General features: G+C 72.0%; 21 protein-coding genes. 6 read left to right on the top strand and 15 right to left on the bottom strand.

Annotated elements, in window-relative coordinates:
- Positions 1-7: 7 nt before the first annotated feature.
- Genes galK through galT form a run of 3 tightly spaced genes read right to left on the bottom strand, consistent with a single transcriptional unit; the run spans position 8 to position 3,194 of the window.
- Entirely contained in the window at positions 8-1,177 is a 1,170-nt protein-coding gene (galK, locus tag ACFZAT_RS19665; RefSeq protein WP_391265491.1) for a galactokinase, read from the bottom strand.
- Complete coding sequence (gene galE, locus ACFZAT_RS19660) at positions 1,174-2,154, bottom strand: UDP-glucose 4-epimerase GalE (RefSeq protein ID WP_391265490.1); 981 nt, start codon at positions 2,152-2,154, stop codon at positions 1,174-1,176. The genes galK and galE overlap by 4 nt, the downstream gene beginning before the upstream one ends.
- Entirely contained in the window at positions 2,151-3,194 is a 1,044-nt protein-coding gene (gene galT, locus ACFZAT_RS19655; protein WP_391265489.1) for a galactose-1-phosphate uridylyltransferase, read from the bottom strand. Before galT ends, galE begins: the two co-directional genes overlap by 4 nt.
- Before the next feature lie 236 nt (positions 3,195-3,430).
- On the opposite strand from galT, the gene ACFZAT_RS19650 reads away from it, so the two are divergent.
- On the top strand, positions 3,431-5,101 hold the full coding sequence (locus ACFZAT_RS19650) for a sodium:solute symporter family protein (RefSeq protein WP_073968593.1): 1,671 nt from the start codon (positions 3,431-3,433) through the stop codon (positions 5,099-5,101).
- Between the two features lie 15 nt (positions 5,102-5,116).
- Positions 5,117-5,407, top strand: coding sequence for a hypothetical protein (locus tag ACFZAT_RS19645; RefSeq protein WP_391265488.1), 291 nt, complete (start codon positions 5,117-5,119; stop codon positions 5,405-5,407).
- Positions 5,408-5,438: 31 nt separating this feature from the next.
- Here ACFZAT_RS19645 and ACFZAT_RS19640 read toward each other — a convergent pair whose 3' ends face one another.
- The 5 genes from ACFZAT_RS19640 to ACFZAT_RS19620 all read right to left on the bottom strand — a co-directional run bounded on the left by ACFZAT_RS19640 (position 5,439) and on the right by ACFZAT_RS19620 (position 13,867).
- Entirely contained in the window at positions 5,439-6,131 is a 693-nt protein-coding gene (locus ACFZAT_RS19640) for a LuxR C-terminal-related transcriptional regulator (protein ID WP_391265487.1), read from the bottom strand.
- Positions 6,132-6,253: 122 nt separating this feature from the next.
- Entirely contained in the window at positions 6,254-8,122 is a 1,869-nt protein-coding gene (locus tag ACFZAT_RS19635; RefSeq protein ID WP_391265486.1) for a PQQ-binding-like beta-propeller repeat protein, read from the bottom strand.
- 58 nt (positions 8,123-8,180) lie between these two features.
- Positions 8,181-10,025, bottom strand: coding sequence for a PQQ-binding-like beta-propeller repeat protein (locus ACFZAT_RS19630; protein ID WP_391265485.1), 1,845 nt, complete (start codon positions 10,023-10,025; stop codon positions 8,181-8,183).
- Between the two features lie 241 nt (positions 10,026-10,266).
- On the bottom strand, positions 10,267-11,961 hold the full coding sequence (locus tag ACFZAT_RS19625; RefSeq protein WP_391265484.1) for a PQQ-binding-like beta-propeller repeat protein: 1,695 nt from the start codon (positions 11,959-11,961) through the stop codon (positions 10,267-10,269).
- 91 nt (positions 11,962-12,052) lie between these two features.
- Entirely contained in the window at positions 12,053-13,867 is a 1,815-nt protein-coding gene (locus ACFZAT_RS19620; protein ID WP_391265483.1) for an ATP-binding cassette domain-containing protein, read from the bottom strand.
- Positions 13,868-13,992: 125 nt separating this feature from the next.
- On the opposite strand from ACFZAT_RS19620, the gene ACFZAT_RS19615 reads away from it, so the two are divergent.
- Entirely contained in the window at positions 13,993-14,625 is a 633-nt protein-coding gene (locus tag ACFZAT_RS19615) for a lipoprotein (protein WP_391265482.1), read from the top strand.
- Here the strand turns inward: ACFZAT_RS19615 and ACFZAT_RS19610 are convergent.
- The 5 genes from ACFZAT_RS19610 to rsmI form a co-directional block, all read right to left on the bottom strand.
- Positions 14,622-15,515 (bottom strand): 4-(cytidine 5'-diphospho)-2-C-methyl-D-erythritol kinase, encoded by an 894-nt coding sequence (locus tag ACFZAT_RS19610; protein WP_391265481.1) that lies wholly within the window; start codon positions 15,513-15,515, stop codon positions 14,622-14,624. The two genes, ACFZAT_RS19615 and ACFZAT_RS19610, sit on opposite strands and share 4 nt — an antisense overlap.
- Entirely contained in the window at positions 15,512-16,396 is an 885-nt protein-coding gene (rsmA, locus tag ACFZAT_RS19605) for a 16S rRNA (adenine(1518)-N(6)/adenine(1519)-N(6))-dimethyltransferase RsmA (RefSeq protein WP_391265480.1), read from the bottom strand. The genes ACFZAT_RS19610 and rsmA overlap by 4 nt, the downstream gene beginning before the upstream one ends.
- Before the next feature lie 35 nt (positions 16,397-16,431).
- Positions 16,432-17,298 carry a TatD family hydrolase gene (locus tag ACFZAT_RS19600; protein WP_391265479.1) on the bottom strand — a complete coding sequence of 289 codons (867 nt, stop codon included), beginning with the start codon at positions 17,296-17,298 and terminating at the stop codon, positions 16,432-16,434.
- Between the two features lie 58 nt (positions 17,299-17,356).
- Entirely contained in the window at positions 17,357-17,746 is a 390-nt protein-coding gene (locus tag ACFZAT_RS19595) for a hypothetical protein (protein WP_391265478.1), read from the bottom strand.
- Positions 17,747-17,906: 160 nt separating this feature from the next.
- Positions 17,907-18,803, bottom strand: a complete 897-nt coding sequence (gene rsmI, locus ACFZAT_RS19590; RefSeq protein ID WP_391265477.1) for a 16S rRNA (cytidine(1402)-2'-O)-methyltransferase — start codon at positions 18,801-18,803, stop codon at positions 17,907-17,909.
- Between the two features lie 52 nt (positions 18,804-18,855).
- Here rsmI and ACFZAT_RS19585 point away from each other — a divergent pair, with 52 nt between their 5' ends.
- The 3 genes from ACFZAT_RS19585 to ACFZAT_RS19575 all read left to right on the top strand — a co-directional run bounded on the left by ACFZAT_RS19585 (position 18,856) and on the right by ACFZAT_RS19575 (position 22,951).
- Complete coding sequence (locus tag ACFZAT_RS19585; RefSeq protein WP_391265476.1) at positions 18,856-20,634, top strand: phospholipid carrier-dependent glycosyltransferase; 1,779 nt, start codon at positions 18,856-18,858, stop codon at positions 20,632-20,634.
- 146 nt (positions 20,635-20,780) lie between these two features.
- Positions 20,781-22,430: a penicillin-binding transpeptidase domain-containing protein gene (locus ACFZAT_RS19580; protein ID WP_391265475.1), complete on the top strand. Its 1,650-nt coding sequence runs from the start codon at positions 20,781-20,783 to the stop codon at positions 22,428-22,430.
- Positions 22,427-22,951 carry an NUDIX domain-containing protein gene (locus ACFZAT_RS19575; protein ID WP_391265474.1) on the top strand — a complete coding sequence of 175 codons (525 nt, stop codon included), beginning with the start codon at positions 22,427-22,429 and terminating at the stop codon, positions 22,949-22,951. Before ACFZAT_RS19580 ends, ACFZAT_RS19575 begins: the two co-directional genes overlap by 4 nt.
- On the opposite strand, the gene ACFZAT_RS19570 is transcribed toward ACFZAT_RS19575, so the two are convergent.
- Both ACFZAT_RS19570 and ACFZAT_RS19565 read right to left on the bottom strand, forming a co-directional pair.
- Entirely contained in the window at positions 22,945-23,580 is a 636-nt protein-coding gene (locus ACFZAT_RS19570; RefSeq protein ID WP_391265473.1) for an NAD(P)H-binding protein, read from the bottom strand. The genes ACFZAT_RS19575 and ACFZAT_RS19570 overlap by 7 nt on opposite strands.
- A complete protein-coding gene (locus ACFZAT_RS19565; RefSeq protein ID WP_391265472.1) occupies positions 23,577-24,500 on the bottom strand; it encodes an EamA family transporter in 924 nt (307 codons plus the stop codon). The genes ACFZAT_RS19570 and ACFZAT_RS19565 overlap by 4 nt, the downstream gene beginning before the upstream one ends.
- Positions 24,501-24,509: the final 9 nt, after the last annotated feature.

The raw sequence follows: 24,509 nt of genomic DNA, 5'->3' as shown, positions 1-24,509 counted from the left end.
GCGGCCGTCAGACCAGGCGGCGCGCGCCCGCCGACGGCACCGCCGGGAAGACGCCCGGGGTGCCGTAACCGGCCGCGGTGAAGGCCTCCAGGACGGACTTGGTGACCGCGTCCGCCCGCGCCTCCTCGACCAGCACGATGGCCGAGCCGCCGAAGCCGCCCCCGGTCATCCGCGCTCCGAGCGCCCCGGCCGCGTTGGCCGCCTCGACCACGAGATCCAGCTCCACGCAGGAGACCCGCAGGTCGTCGCGGAGCGAGACGTGCCCCGCCGTGAGGACCGGGCCGGCCGCGCGCACGTCGCCCGCGTCGAGCAGGGCGATGACCTGCTCGACGCGCTGGTTGTCGCCGACCACATGGCGCACGTACCGCACGACGGACTCGTCCGCGCCCGACTCCGCGAGCCGGTCCAGGGCGGCGCCCAGCTCCTCGTACGGGAGGTCGCGCAGGGTGCCTATGCCGAGCAGGCGGGCGCCCTCCTCGCAGCCGGCCCGGCGCTCCGCGTACGCCCCGTCGCCGAGCGCGTGCTTGACCCGGGTGTCGACCACCAGGAGCCGCAGCCCGTGCGCGGCCAGGTCGAAGGGCACCTGGCGTCGGCCGAGGTCCCGGGTGTCCAGGTGCAGGGCGTGGCCCTCGGTGCAGCAGGCGGACGCCATCTGGTCCATGACCCCGCAGGGGACGCCGACGAAGGCGTTCTCGGCGCGCTGGGCGAGGACCGCGAGCTCCGCCGCGTCGAGCCCGAGGCCGAAGAGGTCGTTGAGGGCGAGGGCGGTGACCACTTCGAGGGCGGCGGACGAGGAGAGCCCGGCGCCCGTGGGGACGGTGGAGGTCAGCTGGATGTCGGCGCCGGTGATCTCGTGGCCCGCCTCGCGCAGCGCCCAGACGACGCCGGCCGGGTAGGCGGCCCAGCCGTGGCCCTCGTGCGGGGTCAGCCCGCCCACGCGGAGCCGGACGACACCGCCGGGCACGTCGGTGGAGTGCAGTCGCAGCTCGCCGTCGGTGCGGCGGGAGACCGCGGCCCGGGCGGTGTGCGGGAGGGCGAGCGGCATGACGAAGCCGTCGTTGAAGTCGGTGTACTCGCCGATCAGGTTGACCCGGCCGGGGGCGGCCCAGATCCCCTCGGGCTCGCTTCCGTACAGCGCGGTGAAGGAAGCGGTGAGCTCTGCGTGGTCCTCGGTCATGGTGCGGTGGGCTCCTCTCGGCGGGCGAACGTCCAGGCGTCGGAGACGATTCCGGCCAGGTCGGCGCGGGACGGCTGCCAGCCGAGCCGGTCCCTGGCGGTGGCGGCGGAGGCGACGAGGACGGCCGGGTCGCCGGCGCGGCGCGGGGCCGCGGTCTCGGGGACGGGGTGGCCGGTGACCTCGCGGACCGTCTCGATGACCTCGCGGACCGAGAAGCCGTTTCCGTTGCCGAGGTTGCAGATCAGGTGCTCGCCCGGGGCCGCGGCGTCGAGGGCGAGGAGGTGCGCCGCGGCCAGGTCCGCGACGTGGATGTAGTCGCGGACGCAGGTGCCGTCCGGGGTCGGGTAGTCGTCGCCGTAGACGGAGATCGACTCGCGCTGTCCGAGGGCGACCTGGAGCACCAGCGGGATGAGGTGGGACTCGGGGCTGTGGCGCTCGCCGCAGTCGCCGTAGGCCCCGGCCACGTTGAAGTAGCGCAGCGAGACGGCGGCCAGGCCGTGGGCCGCGGCCTCCCCGGTGATCATGTGGTCGACGGCGAGCTTGGTGGCGCCGTACGGGCTGGTCGGGGCGGTGGGGTCGGCCTCCGTGATGGGGCTGGAGACCGGCTCGCCGTAGGTGGCCGCGGTGGAGGAGAAGACCAGGGTGCGCACCCCGGCGTCGCGCATCGCGGCGAGCAGGGCGGTGGAGCCGCCGACGTTGTTGAGCCAGTACTTCTCGGGGTCGGCGACGGACTCGCCGACCTGGGAGTACGCGGCGAAGTGGAGCACCCCGTCGTAGGTGGGGTCGAGCCACTTCGCGGCGTCCTGGACGCGGCCCTCGATGAAGTCGGCCCCGGCCGGGACGCCCTCCCGGAAGCCGGTGGAGAGGTCGTCCAGGACGGTGACGGCGTGCCCGGCCTCCAGCAGGTGCTGGGCGACGACACTGCCCACGTAACCGGCACCGCCGGTGACCAGGTACTTCTTCGGGGTCTTGCTCACTGGCTCGCTACCTCTCGCAGTCGCTGGGCCGCGGTCTCCGGCGGCACGTCGTTGATGAACACGCTCATGCCGGATTCGGAACCCGCGAGGAACTTCAGCTTGCCGGAGGTCCGTCGGATGGTGAAAAGCTCGAGGTGGAGCCCGAAGTCCTCACGCCCGGGGACCCCGAACGGCGCCTGGTGCCAGGCGGAGATGTACGGGGTCGGCGGCTCTCCGGGTCCGAAGATCCGGTCGAATCGCCTCAACAGTTCCAGATAGACCTGTGGGAACTCCGTGCGCGCCTCCTGGTCCAGCTCGCGCAGGTCGGCGACGCGGCGGCGCGGGTGGAGGTGGACCTCGTACGGCCAGTGGGCCGCGTAGGGGACGAAGGCGATCCAGTGCTCGGCGGCGAGCACGATCCGGGTGCCGTCCTCCTCCTCGCGGGCGACCACGTCGTCGAAGAGGTTGCGGCCGGTCTTCGCGTGGTGGGCGGCCATCGAGCGGAGCATCAGCTCGGTGCGCGGGGTGATGAAGGGGTAGCCGTAGATCTGGCCGTGCGGGTGGCCGAGCGTGACGCCGATCTCGGCGCCCCGGTTCTCGAAGCAGAACACCTGCTTGACCTGCGGAAGCGCGGCCAGGGCGGCGGTGCGGTCGGTCCACGCCTCCAGGACGAGCCCCGCCTGCTCCTCGGTGAGGTCGGCGAACGAGGCGTCGTGGTCGGAGGTGAAGCAGACGACCTCGCAGCGGCCGGAGTCCCCGGCGAGCGAGGGGAAGCGGTTCTCGAAGACGGCGACGTCGTAGTCGGGCTCCGGGATCTCGCTCTGCCGGCCCTCGCGCGAGGGGCACAGCGGGCACTCGTCGGCCGGCGGGTGGTAGGTCCGGCCCTGGCGGTGCGAGGCGATGGCCACGCTGTCGCCGAGCAGGGGGTCGCGCCGGATCTCGGACGAGGTGGAGACGGCGTCGAGGGGGCGCGTGTCGACGGCCGCGCGGACGAGGTCGTCGCGGCTGTCGTAGTAGATCAGCTCCCGGCCGTCGGCGAGCGTCGTAACCGTCTTCTTCACCAGACTCCTCCCACCAAACATAAGCCAACACAATGAACCACAAGTCAACAGATGCGTCAATGAGTCGACGACGGGGGCATACGGGCGGTGCGAGGCGGATCACGGCCGCTTAAAGCCTGTGATTTAGGCAATACGATCACAAACAAACAAAGAACCTCTTCGGAACTGTTCACTTTCCGAACACAAGAGCGTAGTTTCCTTCGAGTTCAGTTCGCGCAACGAAGCGAGACCCCCACATGCAAAATCTGGCAGCAGAGCTCCGGCTCCCCACGAACGGGCTCGACTACACGATCCTGGCGATCTACTTCGTCGTGGTGCTCGGCATCGGCTTCGCCGCCCGGGCGAGTGTCAAGACCAGCCTCGACTTCTTCCTGTCCGGACGGTCCCTGCCTGCATGGGTGACCGGTCTGGCCTTCGTGGCGGCGAATCTCGGCGCCACCGAGATCCTCGGCATGGCGGCGACGGGCGCGCAGTACGGCGTCGCGGTGGTGCACTGGTACTGGATCGGCGCCATCCCCGCGATGGTCTTCCTCGGCCTCGTGATGATGCCGTTCTACTACCGCTCGAAGGTGCGCTCGGTGCCGGAGTTCCTGCTCCAGCGCTTCGACAAGTCCGCGCACCTGCTGAGCTCCATACTCTTCGCCTTCTCGGCGATCCTGATCGCGGGCGTCAACCTGTACGCCCTGTCGATCGTCGTGGAGGCGCTCCTCGGCTGGCCGCAGTGGGTCGCGATCGTCGTCGCGGGCCTCTTCGTGCTGGTCTACATCACGATCGGCGGGCTCTCCTCCGCGATCTACAACGAGGTGCTGCAGTTCTTCGTCATCCTCGCCGCGCTGATCCCGCTGACCCTGCTGGGCCTCAAGCGCGTCGGCGGCTGGGACGGGCTGAGCGACTCACTGACGTCGAAGCACGGCTCCAACTTCATGTCGGCCTGGGGCGGAACGGGCATCGGTGACGCCAACCCGCTCGGTGCCAACTGGCTGACGATCGTCCTCGGCCTCGGCTTCGTGCTCTCCTTCGGCTACTGGACGACGAACTTCGCCGAGGTGCAGCGCGCCCTGTCCGCGAAGAACCTCTCGGCCGCCCAGCGCACCCCGCTGATCGCCGCCTTCCCGAAGATGTTCATCGTCTTCGCCGTGATGATCCCGGGCCTGGTCGCCGCCGTGGTCGTGCCGAACATCGGCGCCGCCGGCTCCGGCACCACGTACAACGACGCGATCCCGCTGCTGATGCGCGAGCTGCTGCCCAACGGTGTGCTGGGCATCGCGGTGACCGGTCTGCTGGCCGCCTTCATGGCGGGCATGGCCGCCAACGTCTCCTCGTTCAACACCGTGTTCACCACGGACATCTGGGCCCGGTACGTGAAGAAGGACGAGTCGGACGCGTACTACCTGCGCTTCGGCCGGCTGATCACGGCGCTCGGCGTGCTGGCCTCCATCGGCACCGCGTTCATCGCCGCCAGCTTCTCGAACATCATGAGCTACCTGCAGACGCTCTTCTCGTTCTTCAACGTCCCGCTCTTCGTCGTGTTCATCATCGGCATGTTCTGGAAGCGCGCCTCGATGAAGTCCGGTGTCTGGGGCCTGCTCGCGGGCACCACGGCCGCGATGGTCAACTACTTCGTCATCTACAAGCAGGGTGTCATCGACATCCCGAGCGACCAGGGCGCCAACTTCGTCTCCGCGATCGTCGGTTTCGTCGCCGGTGCGGTCGTCATGATCGCGGTCACGCTCTTCACCGCTCCCAAGCCCGAGGCCGAACTCGCCGGTCTCGTCTACGGAACCGAGTCCCCGGGCGCCCCCGAGGTCCCCGAGGAGGGCGACAGCGCCTGGTACCGCAGGCCCGCGCTGCTGGGCTGGGGAGCCATCGTGCTCGCCGCCCTGTGCTACGTCCCCTACTCGTTCTGATCGGAGCAACCCACCATGTCCGACCTGCACAAGGAAGTCTCCGACCTGGAGCAGAAGTCCGCCACGGCGGCCCGCCTCTTCGACATCCGGCGGATCATCGGCGGCCTCTTCGTAGTCTACGGGATCATCGTGACGATCGCCGGGATCAGCCCGTCCGACGAGGACCTGAAGAAGGCCCAGGGCGTCCACATCAACCTCTGGACCGGCCTCGCCATGCTGGTGCTCGGCCTGTTCTTCCTGGTCTGGATGAAGCTGCGCCCGGCCCAGGCCCCGGAGCACGCCCCGGAGGAGACTCCGGGCAGCTAGTACGCCGTTACGCGGCAAGGGCCGGACACCGTCAGCCGACGGGGTCCGGCCCTCGGCGTGTCACCGCCGCGCGGTCCAGCAGCCCGGTCCGGGCGGCCAGCGCGGCGGCCTCCAGACGGGAGCCGACGCCGAGCTTCATCAGGACGCGCTGCACGTGCGTACGGGCGGTGCTCGGCGCGATCCGCATCCCGGCCGCGATCCGCCGGGTGTCCTCGCCCTCCGCGACCCGGACCAGCACCTCGACCTCGCGCGGGGTGAGCAGCCGCAGCAGCCTGCGGCCCTCGTCGTCCGGCTGGGCCACCGGGTCGAGCAGTTCGGCGAAGGCGCCCTGGAGGAGCTGGGGCGCGATGGCCGCCTCCCCCGCCCTGGCCTTGGCCATGGCGCGCTCCACGCCCTCGATCCGCTCGTCGTGCCGGACGTACCCGGCGGCCCCGGCCGCGAACGCGGCGGCGATGCCGCGCGGGCTGGGGACCGGGCCGAGCACGACGACCGCGGTCTGCGGGCGCTCGCGCCGGATGCGGACGACGGGGTCGAAGGTGCCGGGCACGGCGGGCGATGCGGTGCCGAACAGGCAGACCTCAGGGGCCCGTCCGACGACGAGGTCCGCGGCCCCGGTGGTCGGCGCGGCAGCGGCCAGCACCCGGTGGCCGCGCAGTTTCAGCGCCGAGGCCAGCGCCTCCGCGAGCAGTCGGTGGTCGTCCACCACCATCAGCCGGACCCCCATCGCGCTGTTCCCCCCGTCGCACCGGCACGGGCCCCCCGGCCCTCCAGGGCCTGCAAGTTACACGTCCGGATACGCGTGTGGGGGTGGAACCGGCCGGTTCCACCCCCACACGTGATGCGTACTCAGCTGGTGCTGAAGGACACCACCAGGTACTCCTTCTCGTCCAGCGAGCTCTTGCGCGGTGCGCTGATCATCGTCTCGGAGATGAAGAAGTGCCCCTGTTCGTAGCGGAACTCCGCGTAGTCCGAGGAGAAGCTGGTCTCCGCGTCGCGGACGGCCTCGTCGGACGGGTTGCGCATCAGGACGGTCTGCTTGAAGGTGCTGCCGTCGATGGAGACGACCTCACCGCCCTTGTCGTACGGGGGTTCCCGGTACGCGATGATGTTGTTGCCGTCCATCCGCAGCGGGAACATCGTGTACTTGTCGCCCGCGTCGGCCCGGTCACCGGTCTGCTTGCCGGTGGTGAGGTCGAAGGAGACGATCTCGTTGGTCCGGCTGTAGCTCTCGCCGGTGCCCTCGTGCTCCTCGGTCGGCAGGTAGATGCGGTTGTTGCCGACGGCGAGGTGCTGGCACTGCTCGACCTCCGTGGAACCGCACTTGGCCGCGTACTTCTCGGCGTCGGCGGAGATGCGGATCTTCAGCTTGCCGGTGGTCTCGTCGATCGAGAAGAAGTCCGAGATGCTGCTGCCGTCACCGGCGGTCTCGCCGACGTCGGCGGCCACGACGAGCGGCTTGGTGGAGACGATGCTCGCGTAGTCGACGCCGGCCGGCATCTTGAACGAGGAGAGCGGGGCGCCCGTCGTCGGGTTCAGCGCCTGGATGGTGAGCTGCGGGGCGTCGTACGTGCCGCACTTGCGGACCACGGCCAGGGCCTCGCCGCCGCCGTATCCGGCGTCGTAGCAGCCGTCGGTGCTGACCTTCGGCTTCCAGAGCTCGGCGCCGTCCTCCAGCTTGAAGGCGGCACCGCCCCTGGAGCCGCCGGCGGCGACCGTGCTGCCGCTGAGGGTGACCTCGTCGAAGCGGATGGGTTCGTCACCTCCGTTGGAGGCGATCACCGTCTTGCTCCACAGCAGCTTGCCGGTGGCCAGGTCGAGGGCGCCGACCTTGGTGCACTGCTGGTACTTCTTGGCCTTCGTGCGCTTGCCCTCCTCGAAGAGGATGGCGGTCTTGAAGTCCTTGGACATGTGCCGGGAGGCCCCGCACACCTGGCCGTCCAGCGGGATCGACCAGGCCTTCCCGCCCTTGTCCAGGTTGTAGCCGACGACCTCGTTGACGCCGGACTTCACATACACCTTGTCGGTGATCCAGGAGCCGTCGACGGTGGTGACGTCGGTGACCTTGGGCTGCGGGAGCTGGAAGTTGACGGTCGAGTCGACGTTCGCCGGGGCCTTCTCCTTGCCGCCGGTCGAGCCCCCCTTCCCGCCGTCCTCGCCCTTGCCGCCCTTGTTCTCGCCGGAGGTGCCGGCGGAGGTGCCCGCCTCGTCCTTCTTGTCGTCCCCGCCGCTGGAGGCGTACCAGATGCCGCCGCCGACGATCAGGGCGACCGCGACCACGGCCGCGACGATGATCTGGGCCTGGGTGGAGAACTTCTTCCCGTCCCCGCCCTGCGGCGGCGTCGGGTAGGCCGGCTGCATCGGGGCGGTCGGGTAGCCGTACGGCTGTTGCTGGCCCTGCTGCGGGAAACCGTAACCGGGCTGGGTGGGCGGCTGGTCCTGCGGGAAGCCGTAGCCGGGCTGGGTGGGCGGCTGGGGCGGCTGCCCCTGCGGGAAGCCGTAGCCGGGCTGGGTGGGCGGCTGGGGCGGCTGGCCCTGCGGGAAGCCGTAGCCCGGCTGCTGCTGGGGCGGGCCGGGGGGAGGCGGCGGGGTCGGCGCGCCGAAACCACCGGAGGGCGGGTCCTGCGGCGCGCCGAAACCACCGGGCGGCGGGTCCTGCGGCGCGCCGAAGCCGCCCTGGGGCGGGTCGTTGGGCGGCTGCTGGGGCGGCTGGGTCATGGCGTTGCGTACCTCGGGGAAGGGGGGCGGTCGGGTTCGTCCGGGTGGGGGTGAGCCGTCAGTTGCCGAAGGCCATCATGGTCTTCGTCTCCAGCTCTTCCTTGTCGTTGCTCGCGCTGACCCGCCCGCTCGTGATGAACGAACGCCCGTCCACGTACTGGATCTTCGGGTTGTAGAAGGAGCGCTCGATCTCCGAGGTGGAGTCCGGGTGCTTGAGGATCATCTTCGGGCTGCCGCCGGCCGGGGAGAGGGTGGCGATGCCACCGCCCTTGCTGTAGCCGCCCTCGACGTAGAGCAGGACGTTGCCGCCCTCCATGCCGAGCGGCTTCATCGTCTCCTCCGCGGGCGCGTTCGCCTTCCACTTCGTCTTGCCGGTGTTCAGGTTGAACGCGACGACCTTGTTGGTGCGGGCGGAGCCGCTGGAGTCGTCCGACGTGGACATGTAGAAGGTGTTGGCGTCGGCCGCGACACCGACGCAGCCCTGGAGCTGCTGGCCGAAGATGGAGAAGCCGCCGCCGCAGTCCGGCGAGAACTTGTCGCCCTTGTCGCTGGACAGCTGGGAGCGCAGCGTGCCGTTCTCGCGGAGCGCGAGGACGCTCCACTGCTTGTCCTCGCTGCTGTCGCCCTTGGTCAGGGAGACGATGAGCGGGGTCACCGAGTAGACCTTGTCGACCTCCCAGCCACGCGCGGGCTTGTAGGTCCACTTCGCCTTGCCGGTGTTCGGGTCGAGCTCCTCGATCTCCTGCTGCGGGTTCTCGACGTCGCCGGTGCGGCAGTTGACCGCGGCGATGAGCTTGGCGCCGCCGGCGAAGGCGAACGGCTCGCAGTTGCCGCCCCGCTTGCCGAAGACCTCCTTGCCGTCGCTGACCCGGAAGGCGTTGGACGAGCCGGTGCGGCCGGCCGTGACGGTGTCACCGCTGATGGCCATGGAGAGGTCGGACATCATGTCGAAGAGGCCGCTCTTCTTGACCTCCTTCTTCCATCCGGCCTTGCCCGTGTTGAGGTCGATCTGCTGGAGGGCGGAGCAGTCGGCCTTGTCGGTGGTGCCGTTCTTGATGGCGATGACGATCTTGCCGTCGGTGGTGGTCTGCTCGGGCGCGGAGCAGATGTCGGCCGGCAGCTTCAGCGTCCACGCCTGCTTGCCGTCGGCGACCGAGTAGCCGGAGACGGTGCGGTACATGCCCTTGACGATGGTGTCGCCGACGATCCAGGGGCCGTAGACGTCCGCGCCGTTGCGCGGGAGGTCGACGTCGTTCTTCTGCAGCCACAGGACCTTGGCCTCGCCGTCCTTGCGGCCGCTGTTGAGGTCGTCGTCCTCCTCCCGGCCGGTGCCGTTGCCGTCGCCCTGGTCGACGGTGGGCGAGCCGGTCGGCTTCTTGACCTGTTCGCTCTTCTTGGCGACCGGCTTGTCGTCGTCCCCGTCGCCGCCGCTCGTCGCGAGGTACACGCCGCCGCCGATGACCAGGAGCGCGACGACCGCGGCCCCGATGATCAGGGCCGGCTTGCGCTTGAACGGGTTGCCGCCGCCGGGACCGTTCGGTCCGGGCGGCACCGGCGCGCCGGGGTGCTGCTGCGGCGGGAAGCCGTAACCGGCCTGCGTCTGCTGGCCGTACGGGCCCGGCTGCTGCCCGTAGGGGCCGGGCTGCTGGTTGTACGGGCCGGGCTGCGGCTGGCCGTAGGGGCCGGGCTGCTGGGGCTGGCCGTACGGGCCGGGCTGCTGCGGGTAGCCGTAGCCCGGCTGCGTGGGCGGCGGGGTCGGCGGCGCGGCAGGGGCCTGGGGCGGTGCGGCGGGCGGCGGCGGGGTCTGCGGCGGGCCCTGGGGCGGCTGCGGTACCCCGTGCGGCGGCTCCTGCGGAGCACCGAAGCCTCCCTGCGGCGGTTGCTGTCCGGGCGGCTGGGTCATCAGCACGTCCCCCTTCGTGCGGTCCGGTGCCCGTTCCGGACTCCCCCGCGATCCCGCCGGCGCCGGGGGCAAGACCCCCTGGACCACGACGGAATGGAGCGAATCGGGCATGGATCCCGCAGTGTCACGTCAGTCGAGCGGGACTTCTTTGTACCACCCGTCCGGGGGCGCCTTCCGGTTCGGTCCGCCCCTGTTCCCAAGGGAGGACCGGGCCGTGATGCCGCTGTGATGCTTCGGACCGTCAGCCGCCGTAGACCACCACGGAGCGCGCGTCCACCTCGTCGTCGCCCTCGATGCCGCTGAGCCGCGAGGGCGTCAGCACGGTGCGGCCGCCGGTGTACACGATGCGCGGTTCGTAGACGCCGCGTTCCAGGTCGGCGCCGGACGCCGGGTGGCGCTGCACGAACTGCGGGGTGCCGCCGGTGGAGGGGAGCGTGGCGATCCCGCCGCCCTTGCCCTTGGCCGCGTGGACGTACAGCAGCAGCTTGCCGCCCTCGGTGCGCAGCGGGGTGACGGCCTGGCCGTCCGGTGCGTCGGCCGACCAGCGGAACTTGCCGGTGGACAGGTCGAACGCCACGACCTTGTTGGCCTGGGTGGCTCCGAGCTCGCCGTGATTGGTGCTCATGTAGAAGGTGTTCGCGTCGGCGGCCACGCCCACGCAGTTGTCCAGGTTCCGGCCGAGCGACATCATGTCCCGCTCGCACTCGACCTGGTAGTCCCCCGGTCCGCCGGAGAGCTGGGAGCGGTAGGTGCCGTCGGCGTTGAGGACGAGGATGGCCCATTTGTCGGGGTCCTCCAACTGCTTCAGCGAGATGACGAGCGGGCTGACCGAGTAGATCTGCCCGACCTCCCACTTCTTCTTCAGCTTGTACGTCCACAGCGCCTTGCCGGTGGCGGGGTCGATCCGCTGTACCTGCTGGTCCTTGTACTGGTCGTCGGCGGTGTGGCAACTGACGGCGGCGATGGCGACCGGTCCGCTGGCGAGGCCGAACGGCTGGCACGGACCGGGCCGTTCGCCGAAGAGCCGCTTGCCGTCGCTGACCCGGAAGCCCTCGGTGCGGCCGGTGCGGCCGACGGTCACGGTGTCGCCGTTGATGGACATCACGAGGTCGGAGAGCCCGTCCCAGACGCCCTTGCGGACGTACGACGTGCGCCAGCCGGCCTCACCGGTCCTCAGGTCGACCATCTGGAGCGTGTCGCACTCGGCGTCGTCCGCGGTGTCGTGCCTGATCCCGAGCACGATCCTGCCGTCGGCGGTGGGCTGCGAGGGGGCCGCGCACATCTTGGCCGGCAGCCGGAGGTTCCATCGCCGGGTGCCGTCGGAGACCGAGTAGCCGGAGACCGTGTTGAACAGGGCCCGGACGACGACGTCCCCGGCGAACCAGGGGCCGAACTGGTCCTCGCCGTTGCGCGGCAGGTCGACGCCGCCCTTCTGGATCCAGGCGACCTTCGCCTCGCCGGGCTCGGCGCCGGCGTTGATGGTCCGGGCCTCCTCCTCGGGGCTGACCGCCGGCTCCCCGGTGGCCCCGCCCTTGGTCGGCGACGGCGCCGCGGTGGGCTTCGCGGAGTGGGTCGGCCCGGCGTGCGGCTTGTCGTTGCCCCCGCCGTCACTGGTGGCGAACCAGATCCCGCCGCCCGCGAGGAGCGCCACGGCGAGAACGGCGCCGACGATCTTCCCGGTCCGGCCCCGGAACCGCCCGCTGGGGGGCGGCGTGGGGGCCGCGTACTGCTGCTGGGTGGGCATCTGGTGCGGCCCCGGCTGCGTGTACGGGCCCGGCTCCTGGTTGTACGGGCCCGGCTGGGGCGGTCCGTAACCCTGCGGCGGATAGCCGTAGCCGGGCTGTTGCTGTTGCGGTCCGTACGGGCTGCCGGTCGCCGGATCGTACGGTGCTCCGAACGCGCCCTGCGGCGGCTGCTGTCCGGGCGGCTGGCTCATCGGACCCGTCCCCCTGTGGTGAAAGCGGCACGGTCATGGCCCGCACCGGGCAAGGCTTTCTTTGTACCACCCGCCCCACGCGTAACGACGCTCAGGCGTCCTCGGCCAGTTCCAGCCAGCGCATCTCCAACACGTCCCGCTCCGCGACCAGTTCCCGCAGCTCCGCGTCGAGCTTCGCCACCTTCTCGAAGTCCGTGGCGTTCTCGGCGATCTGCGCGTGCAGGGTCGTCTCGCGCGACGACATCTTCTCCAGCTGCCGTTCCACCTTCTGGAGCTCCTTCTTGGCCGCGCGGGCCGCCTGCGCGGAGACCGCGGGCGCCGCCGGGGCGGCGGACTGCGCGGCGGCGGGGGCGGCGGGCGCGGCCGTCCCGGCCTGGCGCTGCCTGCGCTCCAGGTACTCGTCGATGCCGCGCGGCAGCATCCGCAGCGACTGGTCGCCGAGGAGGGCCATGACCCGGTCCGTGGTGCGCTCGACGAAGAACCGGTCGTGGGAGATCACGATCATGGAGCCGGGCCAGCCGTCGAGCAGGTCCTCCAGCTGGGTCAGGGTCTCGATGTCGAGGTCGTTGGTCGGCTCGTCCAGGAAGAGGACGTTGGGCTCGTCCATCAGGAGGCGCAGGATCTGGAGCCGGCGCCGCTCACCGCCGGACAGGTCGCCGACGGGCGTCCACTGCTTCTCCTTGGCGAAGCCGAACTGCTCGCAGAGCTGTCCGGCGGTCATCTCGCGGCCCTTGCCGAGGTCCACCCGGTCGCGCACCTGCTGGACGGCCTCAAGGACCCGCAGTTCCGGGTTCAGCTCGTGGACCTCCTGGGAGAGGTAGGCGAGCCGGACGGTCTTGCCGACGACGATCCGCCCGGCGGCCGGCTGGACCTCGCCCTCGCTGCGGGCGGCCTCGGCGAGCGCCCGCAGCAACGAGGTCTTGCCGGCGCCGTTGACCCCGACCAGGCCGATGCGGTCGCCGGGGCCGAGCTGCCAGGTGAGGTGCTGGAGCAGGGTCTTGGGGCCGGCCTGGACGGTGACGTCCTCCAGGTCGAACACGGTCTTGCCGAGCCGGGCGTTCGCGAACTTCATCAGCTCGCTGGTGTCGCGCGGCGGCGGCACGTCCGCGATGAGCTCGTTGGCGGCCTCGATGCGGTAGCGGGGCTTCGCGGTGCGGGCGGGGGCGCCGCGCCGCAGCCAGGCGAGCTCCTTGCGCATCAGGTTCTGCCGCTTGGCCTCCTCGGTCGCGGCGATCCGCTCCCGTTCGGCGCGGGCGAACACGTAGTCGCTGTAGCCGCCCTCGTACTCGTGGACCGTGCCGCGCTGCACGTCCCACATGCGGGTGCAGACCTGGTCCAGGAACCAGCGGTCGTGGGTGACGCAGACCAGGGCGGAGCGGCGGGCGCGCAGATGGCCGGCGAGCCAGGCGATGCCCTCGACGTCGAGGTGGTTGGTCGGCTCGTCCAGGACGATCAGGTCCTGCTCGGCGATGAGCAGCTTGGCGAGCGCGATCCGGCGCCGCTCGCCACCGGAGAGCGGGGCGATGACGGTGTCCAGCCCGTTCTGGAAGCCCGGCAGGTCGAGCCCGCCGAAGAGGCCGGTGAGCACGTCGCGGATCTTGGCGCTGCCCGCCCACTCGTGGTCGGCGAGGTCGCCGATGACCTCGTGGCGGATCGTGGCCGTGGGGTCCAGCGAGTCGTGCTGGGTCAGCACGCCCAGGCGCAGCCCGCCGCTGTGCGTGACGCGACCGGTGTCGGCCTCCTCCAGCCGGGCGAGCATCCGGATCAGGGTCGTCTTGCCGTCGCCGTTGCGGCCGACGACGCCGATCCGGTCTCCCTCCGAGACGCCGAGGGAGACACCGTCGAGCAGGGCACGGGTGCCGTACACCTTGCTGACCTGCTCGACATTGATGAGGTTGACGGCCACGAACGCTCCAGCTGCGAGGAAGACTCCGGCCTTCCAGCGTAGTCGCCGCCGCGCGGACCTCCGTACGAGCGCCCGTACCTGCCCCGGTGTACCTTGCGCGCAACGATCAAGGGGTGGGGACTGTCATGACACGTCGTACGGTTCGCGGGCTGGTGCCCGTGCTGCTGGCCGCGTCCGCGCTGACCGGCTGTTCGCCGGAGGCGGGTTCCGGCGGGGACGCGAAGCCGGAGAGGTCCGCGCCGCCCGCGGTGAAGACCGCGGCCAGGGGCGGCACGGTCGGCGGCGCGGGCTCCGGCTGCGAACTGCCGGTGACCTTCGGCCTGGCGGAGGACTGGAAGCCGAAGGCCGTCGAGATCGACCCGGACTCGGACTTCGCCGAACTGGCCGAGCAGGGCCCGGTCACCCTCGCCTGCGAGATCGACGCCAAGCCGGCCGGGCACGTCGGTTTTCTGCGGGTGTGGCGGGCGCAGGCGACGACCGTGACCCCGCGCGAGGCGCTGAAGGGCTTCGTCGGGGCGGACGTGAACGCGTCGAAGGCCACGTACGAGGAGGTCACGAGCGGGGGGCAGTCGCTGACCGAGGTGACGTACACGGCCCACAGCGACCTCATGGACGAGGACCGCCCCGCCCACGCCTTCGCGCTCGCCACCCCCGAGGGCCCTGTCGTGGTCCACCTGGGCGGCCTGGACTCGGACGAGCACGAGGGCATGCTGCCGGCGTACGAGCTGGCGAAGCAGTCCGTACGGGTCACCGGCTAGAGCACCGTGGCCCCCGGGGCCGGGGAGGCCGCCGTGCGTGCCGTGCGGCAGGTGCCGGAGGCGGTGAGGGCTGCGGCCACCCGGTGGGCCGTCGCCTCGTCCTCCGCGAGGAACGCGGTCGTCGGGCCCGAGCCCGAGACCAGGGCGGCCAGCGCCCCCGCCTCCGTGCCCGCCGCCAGGGTCGCGGAGAGGGACGGGCGCAGGGCCAGCGCGGGGGCCTGGAGGTCGTTGCTCAGGGTGGCGGCCAGGGCCTTCGGGTCGCCCGACCGCAGCGCGTCGAGGAGGGCGTCCGAGGCCACGGGCCCGGGGACTCGGGTGCCCTCGGTGAGGCGGTCGAACTCGCGGTACACCGCCGGGGTGGAGAGCCCGCCGTCGGCCACCGCGAACACCCAGTGGAAGGTGCCGCCGGTCTCGACCGGGGTCAGCCGCTCGCCCCGGCCGGTCCCGAGCGCGGCGCCGCCGACCAGGCTGAACGGCACGTCGCTGCCCAGTTCGGCGCAGAGGGCGAGCAGGTCCTCGCGGGGGGTGCCGGTCTCCCACAGCGCGTCGCAGGCCAGCAGGGCGCCGGCCCCGTCGGCGCTGCCGCCCGCCATGCCGCCGGCGACCGGGATGTCCTTGTCGATGTGGATGTGCACGTCGGGCGCGATGCCGTGGCGCGCGGCCAGCGCGGACGCCGCCCGGGCCGCGAGGTTCGACGCGTCCAGCGGGACCTGGGCCGCGTCCGGCCCGGAGCAGGTGATGCGCAGGCTGTCGGCGGGGGTGACGGTGACCTCGTCGTACAGGCCGACGGCGAGGAAGACGTTGGCCAGGTCGTGGAAGCCGTCGGGGCGCGCGGCACCCACCGCGAGCTGGACGTTGACCTTGGCGGGGACCCGCACGGTGACACTCACTGGGCACTCCCGGTCTCGGCGGCGGGCCTGTTCTCGGCGACGGCCGCGAACTCCTCGATCGTCAGGGACTCCCCGCGCGCCTGCGGCGAGATGCCCGCCGCGACGAGCGCGGCCTCGGCGGCCGGTGCGGAACCGGCCCAGCCCGCGAGTGCCGCGCGCAGCGTCTTGCGGCGCTGCGCGAAGGCCGCGTCCACGACCGCGAAGACCTCTTCCTTGCTCGCGGTCGTCGCCACGGGTTCGCTGCGGCGCACCAGCGAGACGAGCCCGGAGTCGACGTTGGGCGCGGGCCAGAAGACCTTGCGGCCGATGGACCCGGCGCGCTTGACGTCCGTGTACCAGTTGGCCTTCACGGACGGCACGCCGTAGACCTTGTTGCCGGGCCGGGCGGCCAGCCGGTCCGCGACCTCCGCCTGCACCATGACCAGGGTGCGCTCGATGCTGGGGAAGCGGTCGAGCACGGTGAGCAGCACCGGCACGGCGACGTTGTACGGGAGGTTGGCGACCAGCGCCGTGGGCGGCGGGCCGGGCAGTTCGCGTACGAGCATGGCGTCCGAGTGCACCAGCGCGAAGCGGTCGGCGCGGGCGGGCATCCGGGCGGCGACGGTGGCGGGCAGGGCCGCCGCGAGCACGTCGTCGATCTCGACGGCGACGACCCGGTCGGCGACTTCGAGCAGCGCGAGGGTCAGCGAGCCGAGGCCCGGCCCGATCTCGACCACCACGTCGTCCGGCCGGACCTCCGCCGTGCGCACGATCCGGCGGACCGTGTTGGCGTCGATGACGAAGTTCTGCCCGCGCTGCTTGGTGGGGCGTACGCCGAGGGTGTCGGCGAGTTCGCGGATGTCTGCGGGGCCCAGGAGGGCGTCGGGCTCAGTGCTGCTCACCTGTAAAGCGTACGGGGCCCCGGACGGGCCCCCGCTCAGTAGTCGAACGCCCTGGCCGTGTTGTCCGCGATCGCCTCCGCGAGCACGTCCTCGTCCAGCCCCTTCACCGCCGCCATCGCCCGCAGCGTGACCGGGATCAGGTACGGCGCGTTGGGGCGCCCCCGGTACGGCGCCGGGGTCAGGAACGGGGCGTCCGTCTCCACCAGGACCAGTTCCAGGGGGGCGACCGCCAGCGCGTCGCGCAGCGGCTGGGCGTTCTTGAAGGTCATGTTCCCGGCGAACGACATGAAGTAGCCGGCCTCCGCGCACACCCGGGCCATGTCCGCGTCGCCGGAGTAGCAGTGGAAGACGGTCCGCTCGGGCGCCCCCGCGTCCGCGAGGATGCGCAGGACGTCCGCGTGGGCCTCGCGGTCGTGGATGACGAGGGCCTTGCCGTGGCGCTTGGCGATCTCGATGTGGGCCCGGAATGACTCCTCCTGGGCGGCCATGCCCTCGGGGCCCGTACGGAAGTAGTCGAGGCCGGTCTCGCCGACCCCGCGTACGTGCGGCAGCGCGGCCAGCGCGTCGATCTCGGCGAGCGCCTCGTGCAGCGCGGCCGTACCGCCCCCTTCGCGCGCCCCCTGCCGCGACCAGCCGTCGGGATCGCCCAGGACGATGCGCGGCGCCTCGTTGGGGTGGAGGGCGACCGCCGCGTGCACGTTGGGGTGCGCGGCGGCGGTCTCGGCGGCCCAGTGGGACCCCTTCACGTCGCAGCCCACCTGGACCACGGTGGTCACGTTCACCGCGGCGGCCCGGGCGAGACCTTCCTCGACGGTGCCGTCCTGCATGTCCAGGTGGGTGTGCGAATCGGCGACCGGCACCCGGAGGGGTTCCGGCAGGGGTGGGGCTTCGCTGCGGCTCATGGCCACGATCGTACGAGGACCGCGCCGCACCGGCCGACGCGGTAACACGGTCAGGCGGTCACTTGCGGAACGGGTGCAGGAGGTCGGAGAGGTGCCAGTGGTGGCCGGCGGACGGGGCGGCGGTGGCGGCCACCGGCTCCTCGGCCTGCTCCCCGGGCGTCAGCGGACCGGCCGCGGGCTGGGAGCGGTTCTGGTGGTGCAGGAACTGCTGGATGTTGGAGACCCGGCCGGCCCGCATGATCCGGACGACGTGTCCGCCGCAGTTGGCGCAGGTCGGGGTGGACAGGGGCGAGGGCACCCGTTCACCGTCCGCCTTGTAGACCACGTAGGCGTGACCGGACGCGTCGACGTGGTGTTCTATCTCGTACGCCTGCTCCCACCCGTGTCCGCACCTCATGCAGGCGAAGGCGTATGCCTCGTGTGCGGTGGCTGCTGTGGTGTCGCTCATGCCTGCTCCTCTTGTCCGTCGGACAAGCACTCCGGGGAATGCGCCCTGTCTTCCAGTGGACGCCTTCACCGGCGGGAGCGCACCGGGCCCTGTCGAGTGTTGGAGCGGTTTTGGCCTTCTCGTGGTCAAAGGGGCCGGTACGCGGCTCTCGCTTTGCTTTTCACGATAGTCCCTTGCCGTCCGCGTGGCCGGTCCGAGCAGCATTCTTTGCCGCCACGACGGCGTCGAACACCTCGCGCTTGGGCAGCCCCGCCTCGGCGGCGACGGCGGCGATCGCCTCCTTGCGCCGCTCCCCCGCCTCCTCGCGCACCCGCACCCTGCGCACCAGCTCCTCGGCGGACAGTTCCTCGCCCGTGGAGCCCGCGCCCTCCACGACGACGGTGATCTCACCGCGTACCTGCTCGGCGGCCGACCAGGCGGCCAGCTCGCCCAGCGGACCGCGCTTGACCTCCTCGTACGTCTTGGTCAGCTCGCGGCACACCGCGCCGCGCCGCTCGGCGCCGAAGACCTCGGCCATCGCGGCGAGGGTGTCGTCCAGGCGGTGCGGGGCCTCGAAGAAGACCATCGTGCGGGGCTCACGGGCGACCTCGCGGAGCTTGGAGAGGCGCTCACCGCCCTTGCGCGGCAGGAAGCCCTCGAAGCAGAACCGGTCCACCGGCAGCGCGGACAGGGCGAGCGCGGTGAGCACGGCGGACGGGCCGGGCACGGCGGTGACCCGGATGTCCTGCTCCACGGCGGCGGCGACCAGCCGGTAGCCGGGGTCGGAGACGGACGGCATCCCGGCGTCCGTGACCAGCAGCACCCGGGCCCCGCCGGCCAGTGCCTCGACGAGTTCGGGCGTACGGGCGGACTCGTTGCCCTCGAAGTACGAGACGACACGTCCCGTGGTGTGGACGCCGAGCCCCTGGGTCAGCCGGCGGAGCCTGCGGGTGTCCTCGGCGGCGATCACGTCGGCCGCCTCCAGCTCGGCGGCGAGGCGGGGCGGGGCGTCCGCCAGGTCGCCGATGGGGGTCCCTGCGAGCACGAGCGTTCCAGTCGTTCCAGTCACAAGCCCCATCCTCCCGCACGGGGAACACCGCTCCCACAGACGCGTTCCCTACGATGGCGCGGTGACGAGTACTGCGCCCGAAGCCCGGCAGGGCCAAGACGCCGGGGAACAGCACGGCCCGGAGCCGACCTCCTGGCAGCGGCGGCTGCGCCGCTTCGGCCATTCCCCGCGCCCCGGAATCGGGCTGCGGGAGCGGCTGAGCCCGCCGTACACCCGGCCCGGGAACCAGCTGTGGGCGGTGCTCGGCGTGCCGCCGCTGCTCGCGGACCGGCTGGTGCGCTGGGCGGCCTGGGGCGGTCCGCTGCTGGTCGCGGCGGTCGCGGGGGTGCTGCGCTTCTGGAAGCTGGGCAGCCCGCACGCGGTGATATTCGACGAGACGTATTACGCGAAGGACTCCTGGGCGCTCATCAACCAGGGGTACGAGGGCGCGTGGCCCAAGGACGTCGACAAGCTGATCCTGAACGACCCCTCGCAGGTGCCGGTGCCGACCGATCCCGGGTACGTGGTGCACCCGCCGGTCGGCAAGTGGATCATCGGGCTCGGCGAGCAGATGTTCGGGTTCACGCCGTTCGGCTGGCGGTTCATGGTCGCCGTGCTCGGCACGCTGTCGGTGCTGATGCTGTGCCGGATCGGCCGCCGGATGTTCCGCTCGACGTTCCTCGGCTGTCTGGCGGGCGCGCTGCTCACGGTGGACGGCCTGCACTTCGTGATGAGCCGCACCGCGCTGCTCGACCTGGTGCTGATGTTCTTCGTGCTGGCCGCGTTCGGCTGCCTGCTGATCGACCGCGACCGGTCCAGGGCCCGGCTCGCGGCGGCGCTTCCGGTGGACGAGGACGGGGTGCTGCGCCCGGACACCTGGGTCGCGGAGCACCTGCGCCTCGGCTGGCGGCCCTGGCGGATCGCCGCCGGTGTCTCGCTGGGCCTGGCCGCCGCGACGAAGTGGAACGGCCTGTACATCATGGTCGCGTTCGGCCTGATGACGGTGTTGTGGGACGCGGGCGCGCGCCGCACCGCCGGGGCCGTGCGCCCGTACACGGCGGTGCTGCTGCGGGACGTGCTCCCGGCGTTCGTCTCGGTGGTGCCGGTCGCGCTGGCCACGTACCTCGCCTCCTGGACGGGCTGGATCGTCCGGAACTCGCCGGACCGGCACGGCTACTTCCGGGACTGGGCGACGACCGACGGCAAGGGCGGCAACTGGACCTGGCTGCCGGACTGGGTGCGCAGCCTGTGGCACTACGAGCACCAGGTGTACGACTTCCATGTGCACCTCACGTCCGGGCACACGTACCAGTCCAATCCGTGGAGCTGGATCGTGCTGGGCCGGCCCGTCTCGTACTTCTACGAGGAGCAGAACGGCTGCGCCGAGTCGGTGACCGGGAAGTGCTCCCGCGAGGTGCTGGCGCTCGGGACGCCGCTGCTGTGGTGGGCGGCCTGCTTCGCCCTGGTGTACGTGCTGTGGCGGTGGATCTTCCGCCGCGACTGGCGGGCGGGCGCGATCGCCTGCGGGGTGGCCGCGGGATGGGTGCCGTGGTTCCTGTACCAGGAGCGCACGATCTTCCTGTTCTACGCGGTCGTGTTCGTGCCGTTCCTGTGCCTGGCGGTGTCGATGATGATCGGCGCGATGCTGGGACCGGCGGCGGAGACGGGACCGCGGTACGAACTCGGGCTGGCGAAACCCGATCCCTCCGGGGAGCGGCGGCGGACGCTGGGCGCGGTGGCGGCCGGGGTCCTGGTGCTGCTGATCATCTGGAACTTCATCTATTTCTGGCCGCTGTTCACGGGGACACCGATCCCGGAGGACGCGTGGCGGGACCGGATGTGGCTGGACACCTGGATCTGAGCGGCCCCATCCCGCCATTCACGGCAGGTCCGCGTCGCGTTCCGATAACAACCGGTACTCCTGTCACGACCGTCCCGTAAGGTGCCCCGTACAGCCTTCTTGAACGTGTTCAAGAAGCAGGCGCCGGGGGATGGGGACGTAGGGGAATGCGCAGTGGGGCGAAGGTAGGCATAGTCGGCGGGGTGTTCGCACTCGTGCTGGGCGGGGTGGGGTACGGGGCGTACAACATCCTGGACGGCCTCGGGGACAGCGGTGTCGGCGGCAATACGAGCACGGCCGCCGACTCCTCCGAGGTGAGGTCGGGTCCGGTCACCGAGGAGGAGATCGCCGACACGTCGAAGAAGTTCCTCGCCGCGTGGGCGGGGGGCGACGCGACGGTGGCGGCGGCGCTCACCAACAACAAGGCCGAGGCGGAGCCCGCGCTGACCGGCTACAGCGACACGGCGCACGTCACCAAGGCCGTGATCACCCCGGGCGCGGCGACGGGCTCGACCGTCCCGTACACCGTGAAGGCGACGGTCTCGTACAAGGGCGCGACGAAGTCCTGGTCGTACGCCTCGAAGCTCACCGTCGTCCGCGGACTCACCACGGGCCGCCCGCTCGTCGACTGGGAGCCCTCCGTCATCCACCCGGACCTCGCCAAGGGCGAGTCGCTGGAGACCGGCGAGTCCTCCAGCGCGTCGATCGAGGCGGTCGACCGCAACGGGCAGGTGCTCACCAAGGAGAAGTACCCGTCGCTCGGCGGCATCCTGGACGAGCTGCGCAAGAAGTACGGTGAGAAGGCCGGCGGCACGACGGGCATCGAGACCTGGATCAACAGCGCGACCGCCGACGGCGTGGACAAGACCCTGCTGACCCTGGTCAAGGGCAAGTCGGGCCGGGTGCGGACGACGCTGGACGCGAAGGTGCAGGCGGCGGCCGAGCGGGGCGTGAAGAAGTTCGAGAAGGCGTCGGTCGCCGCCGTGGAGCCGTCGACGGGCGCGATCCGGGCGATCGCCAACAACCCTCCGACCGGCTTCGAGACGTCCCGCAGCGGTGCGGTGGCTCCGGGCTCGACGATGAAGATCATCACCTCCGCGATGATCATCCAGAACGGACTGGGCAGCGCGGGCGCGCCCGTGGAGTGCCCGTCCCAGGTGAGCTGGGAGGGTGTCACCTTCCACAACCTGGACAACTTCTCGATGCCGAGCGCGACTCTGAAGACGGCCTTCGCGCGGTCGTGCAACACCGCCTTCATCAAGCCGGTCGCACCCCTGAAGGACAAGCGGGACACCGCCCTGTCCGTCGAGGCCGAGCAGTACTTCGGAATCGGCCGGAACTGGCAGACGGGCATCGCCACGGTCGACGGCAAGGTCCCCGAGTCCTCCGGCGCCGAGACGGCCGCCTCGTTCATCGGCCAGGGCAAGATCCTCATGAACCCGCTCAACATGGCCTCGGTGACCGCCACCGCCGTCAACGGCCGCTTCCGGCAGCCGTTCATCGTGGCGCAGTCCCTGGACAACCGGACCTTCGCCACCGCGACCCCGCTGCCGCCCGGCGTCTCCGGCCAGCTCAAGGACATGCTGCGCTACACCGCGACCGCCCCCGAGGGCACCGCGACCCAGGCCATGGCGAGTGTCGGCGGCGACAAGGGCGCCAAGACCGGCTCGGCGGAGGTCGACGGGCACGCCACCTCCGACAGCTGGTTCGCCGGCTTCAGCAACGACCTGGCGGCCGCCGCCCTGGTCCAGTCCGGCGGCCACGGCGGCGACGCGGCGGGCCCGGTCGTCGCGGAGGTCCTGCGAGCGGGTCCGTGACGGGCCCGGCGGACCAGGGGCCCGGGGCGCCGGGCCCGGACGTCCTGGTCGATCCCGGCGTCGACGTCCCGGTCCCCGCCGACGGCGAGACCTGGGCCGTCGGCGGGGTGATTTTCGACGGACAGGGCCGCGCCTTCGCGCAGAAGCGCGGCCCCCGCCAACGGCTGTTCCCCGGCTGCTGGGACATCGTGGGCGGCCATGTGGAGCCCGGCGAGACCCTGTTGACCGCCCTCGCCCGGGAAGTGGCCGAGGAGACGGGATGGCGCCTGCGCCGGCTCCGGACCCTGCTCGGCGTCACCAGCTGGACCGGCGGCGACGGCGGCGGGCTGCGCCACGAGGCGGACTACCTCGTGGAGGTCGACGGCGACCTGGACCACCCCGCCCTGGAGTGGGCCAAGATCAGCGACTACGGCTGGTTCGGCCCCGGGGACCTGGACCGGCTCAGGGAGAACCGTGACCCCGCCGACCTCCTGATCCACGACCGGATCGCCGCCGCGCTGCGGGCCTCCGGCGCTCAGTAGCCCACCGTGAAGTGCCGGTCCCCGCGCGGCTGTTCCAGCTCGTCCAGCACCGCCACCGCCAGGTCCTCCACCGCGATGCGGGACGCGCCGTCCCCCGTCGTGAGGAGGGTGGTCGTACCCCGGCGGTACGCACCCGTGCGGGGGCCCGGCTCCAGGACGGCCGGCGGGCTGAGGTAGGTCCAGTCGGCCGCCGGGTGCGCCCGGCAGGCGGCGAGCTGGGCGGAGCTGGCGGCGGCGACCGTGCGCCACTGCGGCGGTACGTACGCGGGATCGTCCACCACCAGCCGCCCGGGGTGCCCGGGGACCGCCAGCGGGCCCGCGCCGCCGATCACCAGAGCGCGCGTCCCGGTCTTCGCCGCCGCGTCGAGCAGCGCGGTCGTGGTCGCCGCGATCGTGTGCTCGCGCCCCACGGGCGGACGGGTGGCGGCCACCACCGCGTCGGCCCCGTCGAGCAGGGCGCACATCGCCTCGGTGTCGTCCGCGTCCCCCGCCACCGGGGTGACGCCGGGCGGCAGGGCGTCCGGGCGGGTGGAGCGGTACACCGCGAGGAGCGCGTGGCCCCGGGGCGCGGCTTCGGTGACGACGCGGGAACCGGCCATGCCTGCGGCTCCGATGACGGCGATCCTCATCGAGGGGTCCTTTCGGGTACGGGAGTGGGGAGGGCGCCCGGGGCGCGCCCCGGGAGCTGGCCGCCGACGATCGAGGCGAGGGCGAGCGCGAAGCCCGTGAGCTGGACCGGGCCGAGCGTCTGCCCGAGGACGAGCGCGCCCAGACCGGCCGCGACCAGCGGTGAGAGCAGTCCGAGGACGGCGACCGAGGTGACCGGCAGCGCGCCGATCCCCCGGAACCACAGGGCGTAGGTCAGCAGCCCGCCGACCAGGCCCAGCCAGAGGTAGCCGAGCGCGGCGCGGCCGTCGATCGCGGGCGGGGCGCCCTCGGCGAGGAAGGTCACCGGCGCCAGGAAGAGGCCCCCGGCGGTGAGCTGCCAGCCGGTGAAGGCGAGCGGCCCGACGCCCTCGGGCCGCCCCCACCGCTTGGTGAGCGTCACGCCGAACCCCATCGTGGCCGCCCCGGCGAGACCGGCCGCCACCCCGGCCCCGTCGAGCTGCGCCCCGGGCCCGATGACCACGAGGCCGACGCCGAGCACCCCCGTCACGCCCCACACCAGGGGCCGGGCGGACAGACGGTGGCGGAGGACGGCCACCGCGAGGACGGCGACGACGAGCGGCTGCGCGGCGCCCAGCGTGGCGGCGACGCCGCCCGGGAGTCGTTCCGCCGCGATGAACAGCAGCGGCAGGAAGAGCCCGATGTTGAGCACCCCGAGCACCGCCGCCTTCCCCCACCAGGTGCCGCGCGGCAGCGTGCGGGTGAGGGCGAGGGCGATGAGGCCGGCGGGCAGGGCGCGCAGGAAGCCGGCGAACAGCGGGTGCCCGGCCGGCAGGAACTCCGTGGTGACGAGGTACGTGGTGCCCCACACCGCCGGGGCGAGCGCGGTCAGGGCGGTACGGGGCAGCGCCCCGGCGGCCCCCCGCGTGGGTCGGCTTGTCATGTCCCGAAG

Origin of the sequence: Streptomyces sp. NPDC008163, assembly GCF_042956885.1 — a bacterium.
Classification (GTDB): Bacteria; Actinomycetota; Actinomycetes; order Streptomycetales; family Streptomycetaceae; genus Streptomyces; species Streptomyces drozdowiczii_A.
The sequence above is the reverse complement of the archived record's forward strand: the minus strand, read 5'-3'. Positions and strand labels throughout refer to the sequence as shown.

Excerpts from the sequence above, each read along its gene's own strand:
- ACFZAT_RS19650 (WP_073968593.1), top strand. The coding sequence starts at position 3,431 with ATGCAAAATCTGGCAGCAGAGCTCCGGCTCCCCACGAACGGGCTCGAC.
- ACFZAT_RS19580 (WP_391265475.1), top strand. The coding sequence starts at position 20,781 with ATGCGCAGTGGGGCGAAGGTAGGCATAGTCGGCGGGGTGTTCGCACTC.
- ACFZAT_RS19565 (WP_391265472.1), bottom strand. The coding sequence starts at position 24,500 with ATGACAAGCCGACCCACGCGGGGGGCCGCCGGGGCGCTGCCCCGTACC.
- ACFZAT_RS19630 (WP_391265485.1), bottom strand. The coding sequence starts at position 10,025 with ATGACCCAGCCGCCCGGACAGCAACCGCCGCAGGGAGGCTTCGGTGCT.
- ACFZAT_RS19645 (WP_391265488.1), top strand. The coding sequence starts at position 5,117 with ATGTCCGACCTGCACAAGGAAGTCTCCGACCTGGAGCAGAAGTCCGCC.
- ACFZAT_RS19595 (WP_391265478.1), bottom strand. The coding sequence starts at position 17,746 with ATGAGCGACACCACAGCAGCCACCGCACACGAGGCATACGCCTTCGCC.
- ACFZAT_RS19615 (WP_391265482.1), top strand. The coding sequence starts at position 13,993 with ATGACACGTCGTACGGTTCGCGGGCTGGTGCCCGTGCTGCTGGCCGCG.
- ACFZAT_RS19635 (WP_391265486.1), bottom strand. The coding sequence starts at position 8,122 with ATGACCCAGCCGCCCCAGCAGCCGCCCAACGACCCGCCCCAGGGCGGC.
- galK (WP_391265491.1), bottom strand. The coding sequence starts at position 1,177 with ATGACCGAGGACCACGCAGAGCTCACCGCTTCCTTCACCGCGCTGTAC.
- rsmI (WP_391265477.1), bottom strand. The coding sequence starts at position 18,803 with ATGGGGCTTGTGACTGGAACGACTGGAACGCTCGTGCTCGCAGGGACC.
- ACFZAT_RS19570 (WP_391265473.1), bottom strand. The coding sequence starts at position 23,580 with ATGAGGATCGCCGTCATCGGAGCCGCAGGCATGGCCGGTTCCCGCGTC.
- ACFZAT_RS19600 (WP_391265479.1), bottom strand. The coding sequence starts at position 17,298 with ATGAGCCGCAGCGAAGCCCCACCCCTGCCGGAACCCCTCCGGGTGCCG.
- ACFZAT_RS19625 (WP_391265484.1), bottom strand. The coding sequence starts at position 11,961 with ATGAGCCAGCCGCCCGGACAGCAGCCGCCGCAGGGCGCGTTCGGAGCA.
- ACFZAT_RS19640 (WP_391265487.1), bottom strand. The coding sequence starts at position 6,131 with ATGGGGGTCCGGCTGATGGTGGTGGACGACCACCGACTGCTCGCGGAG.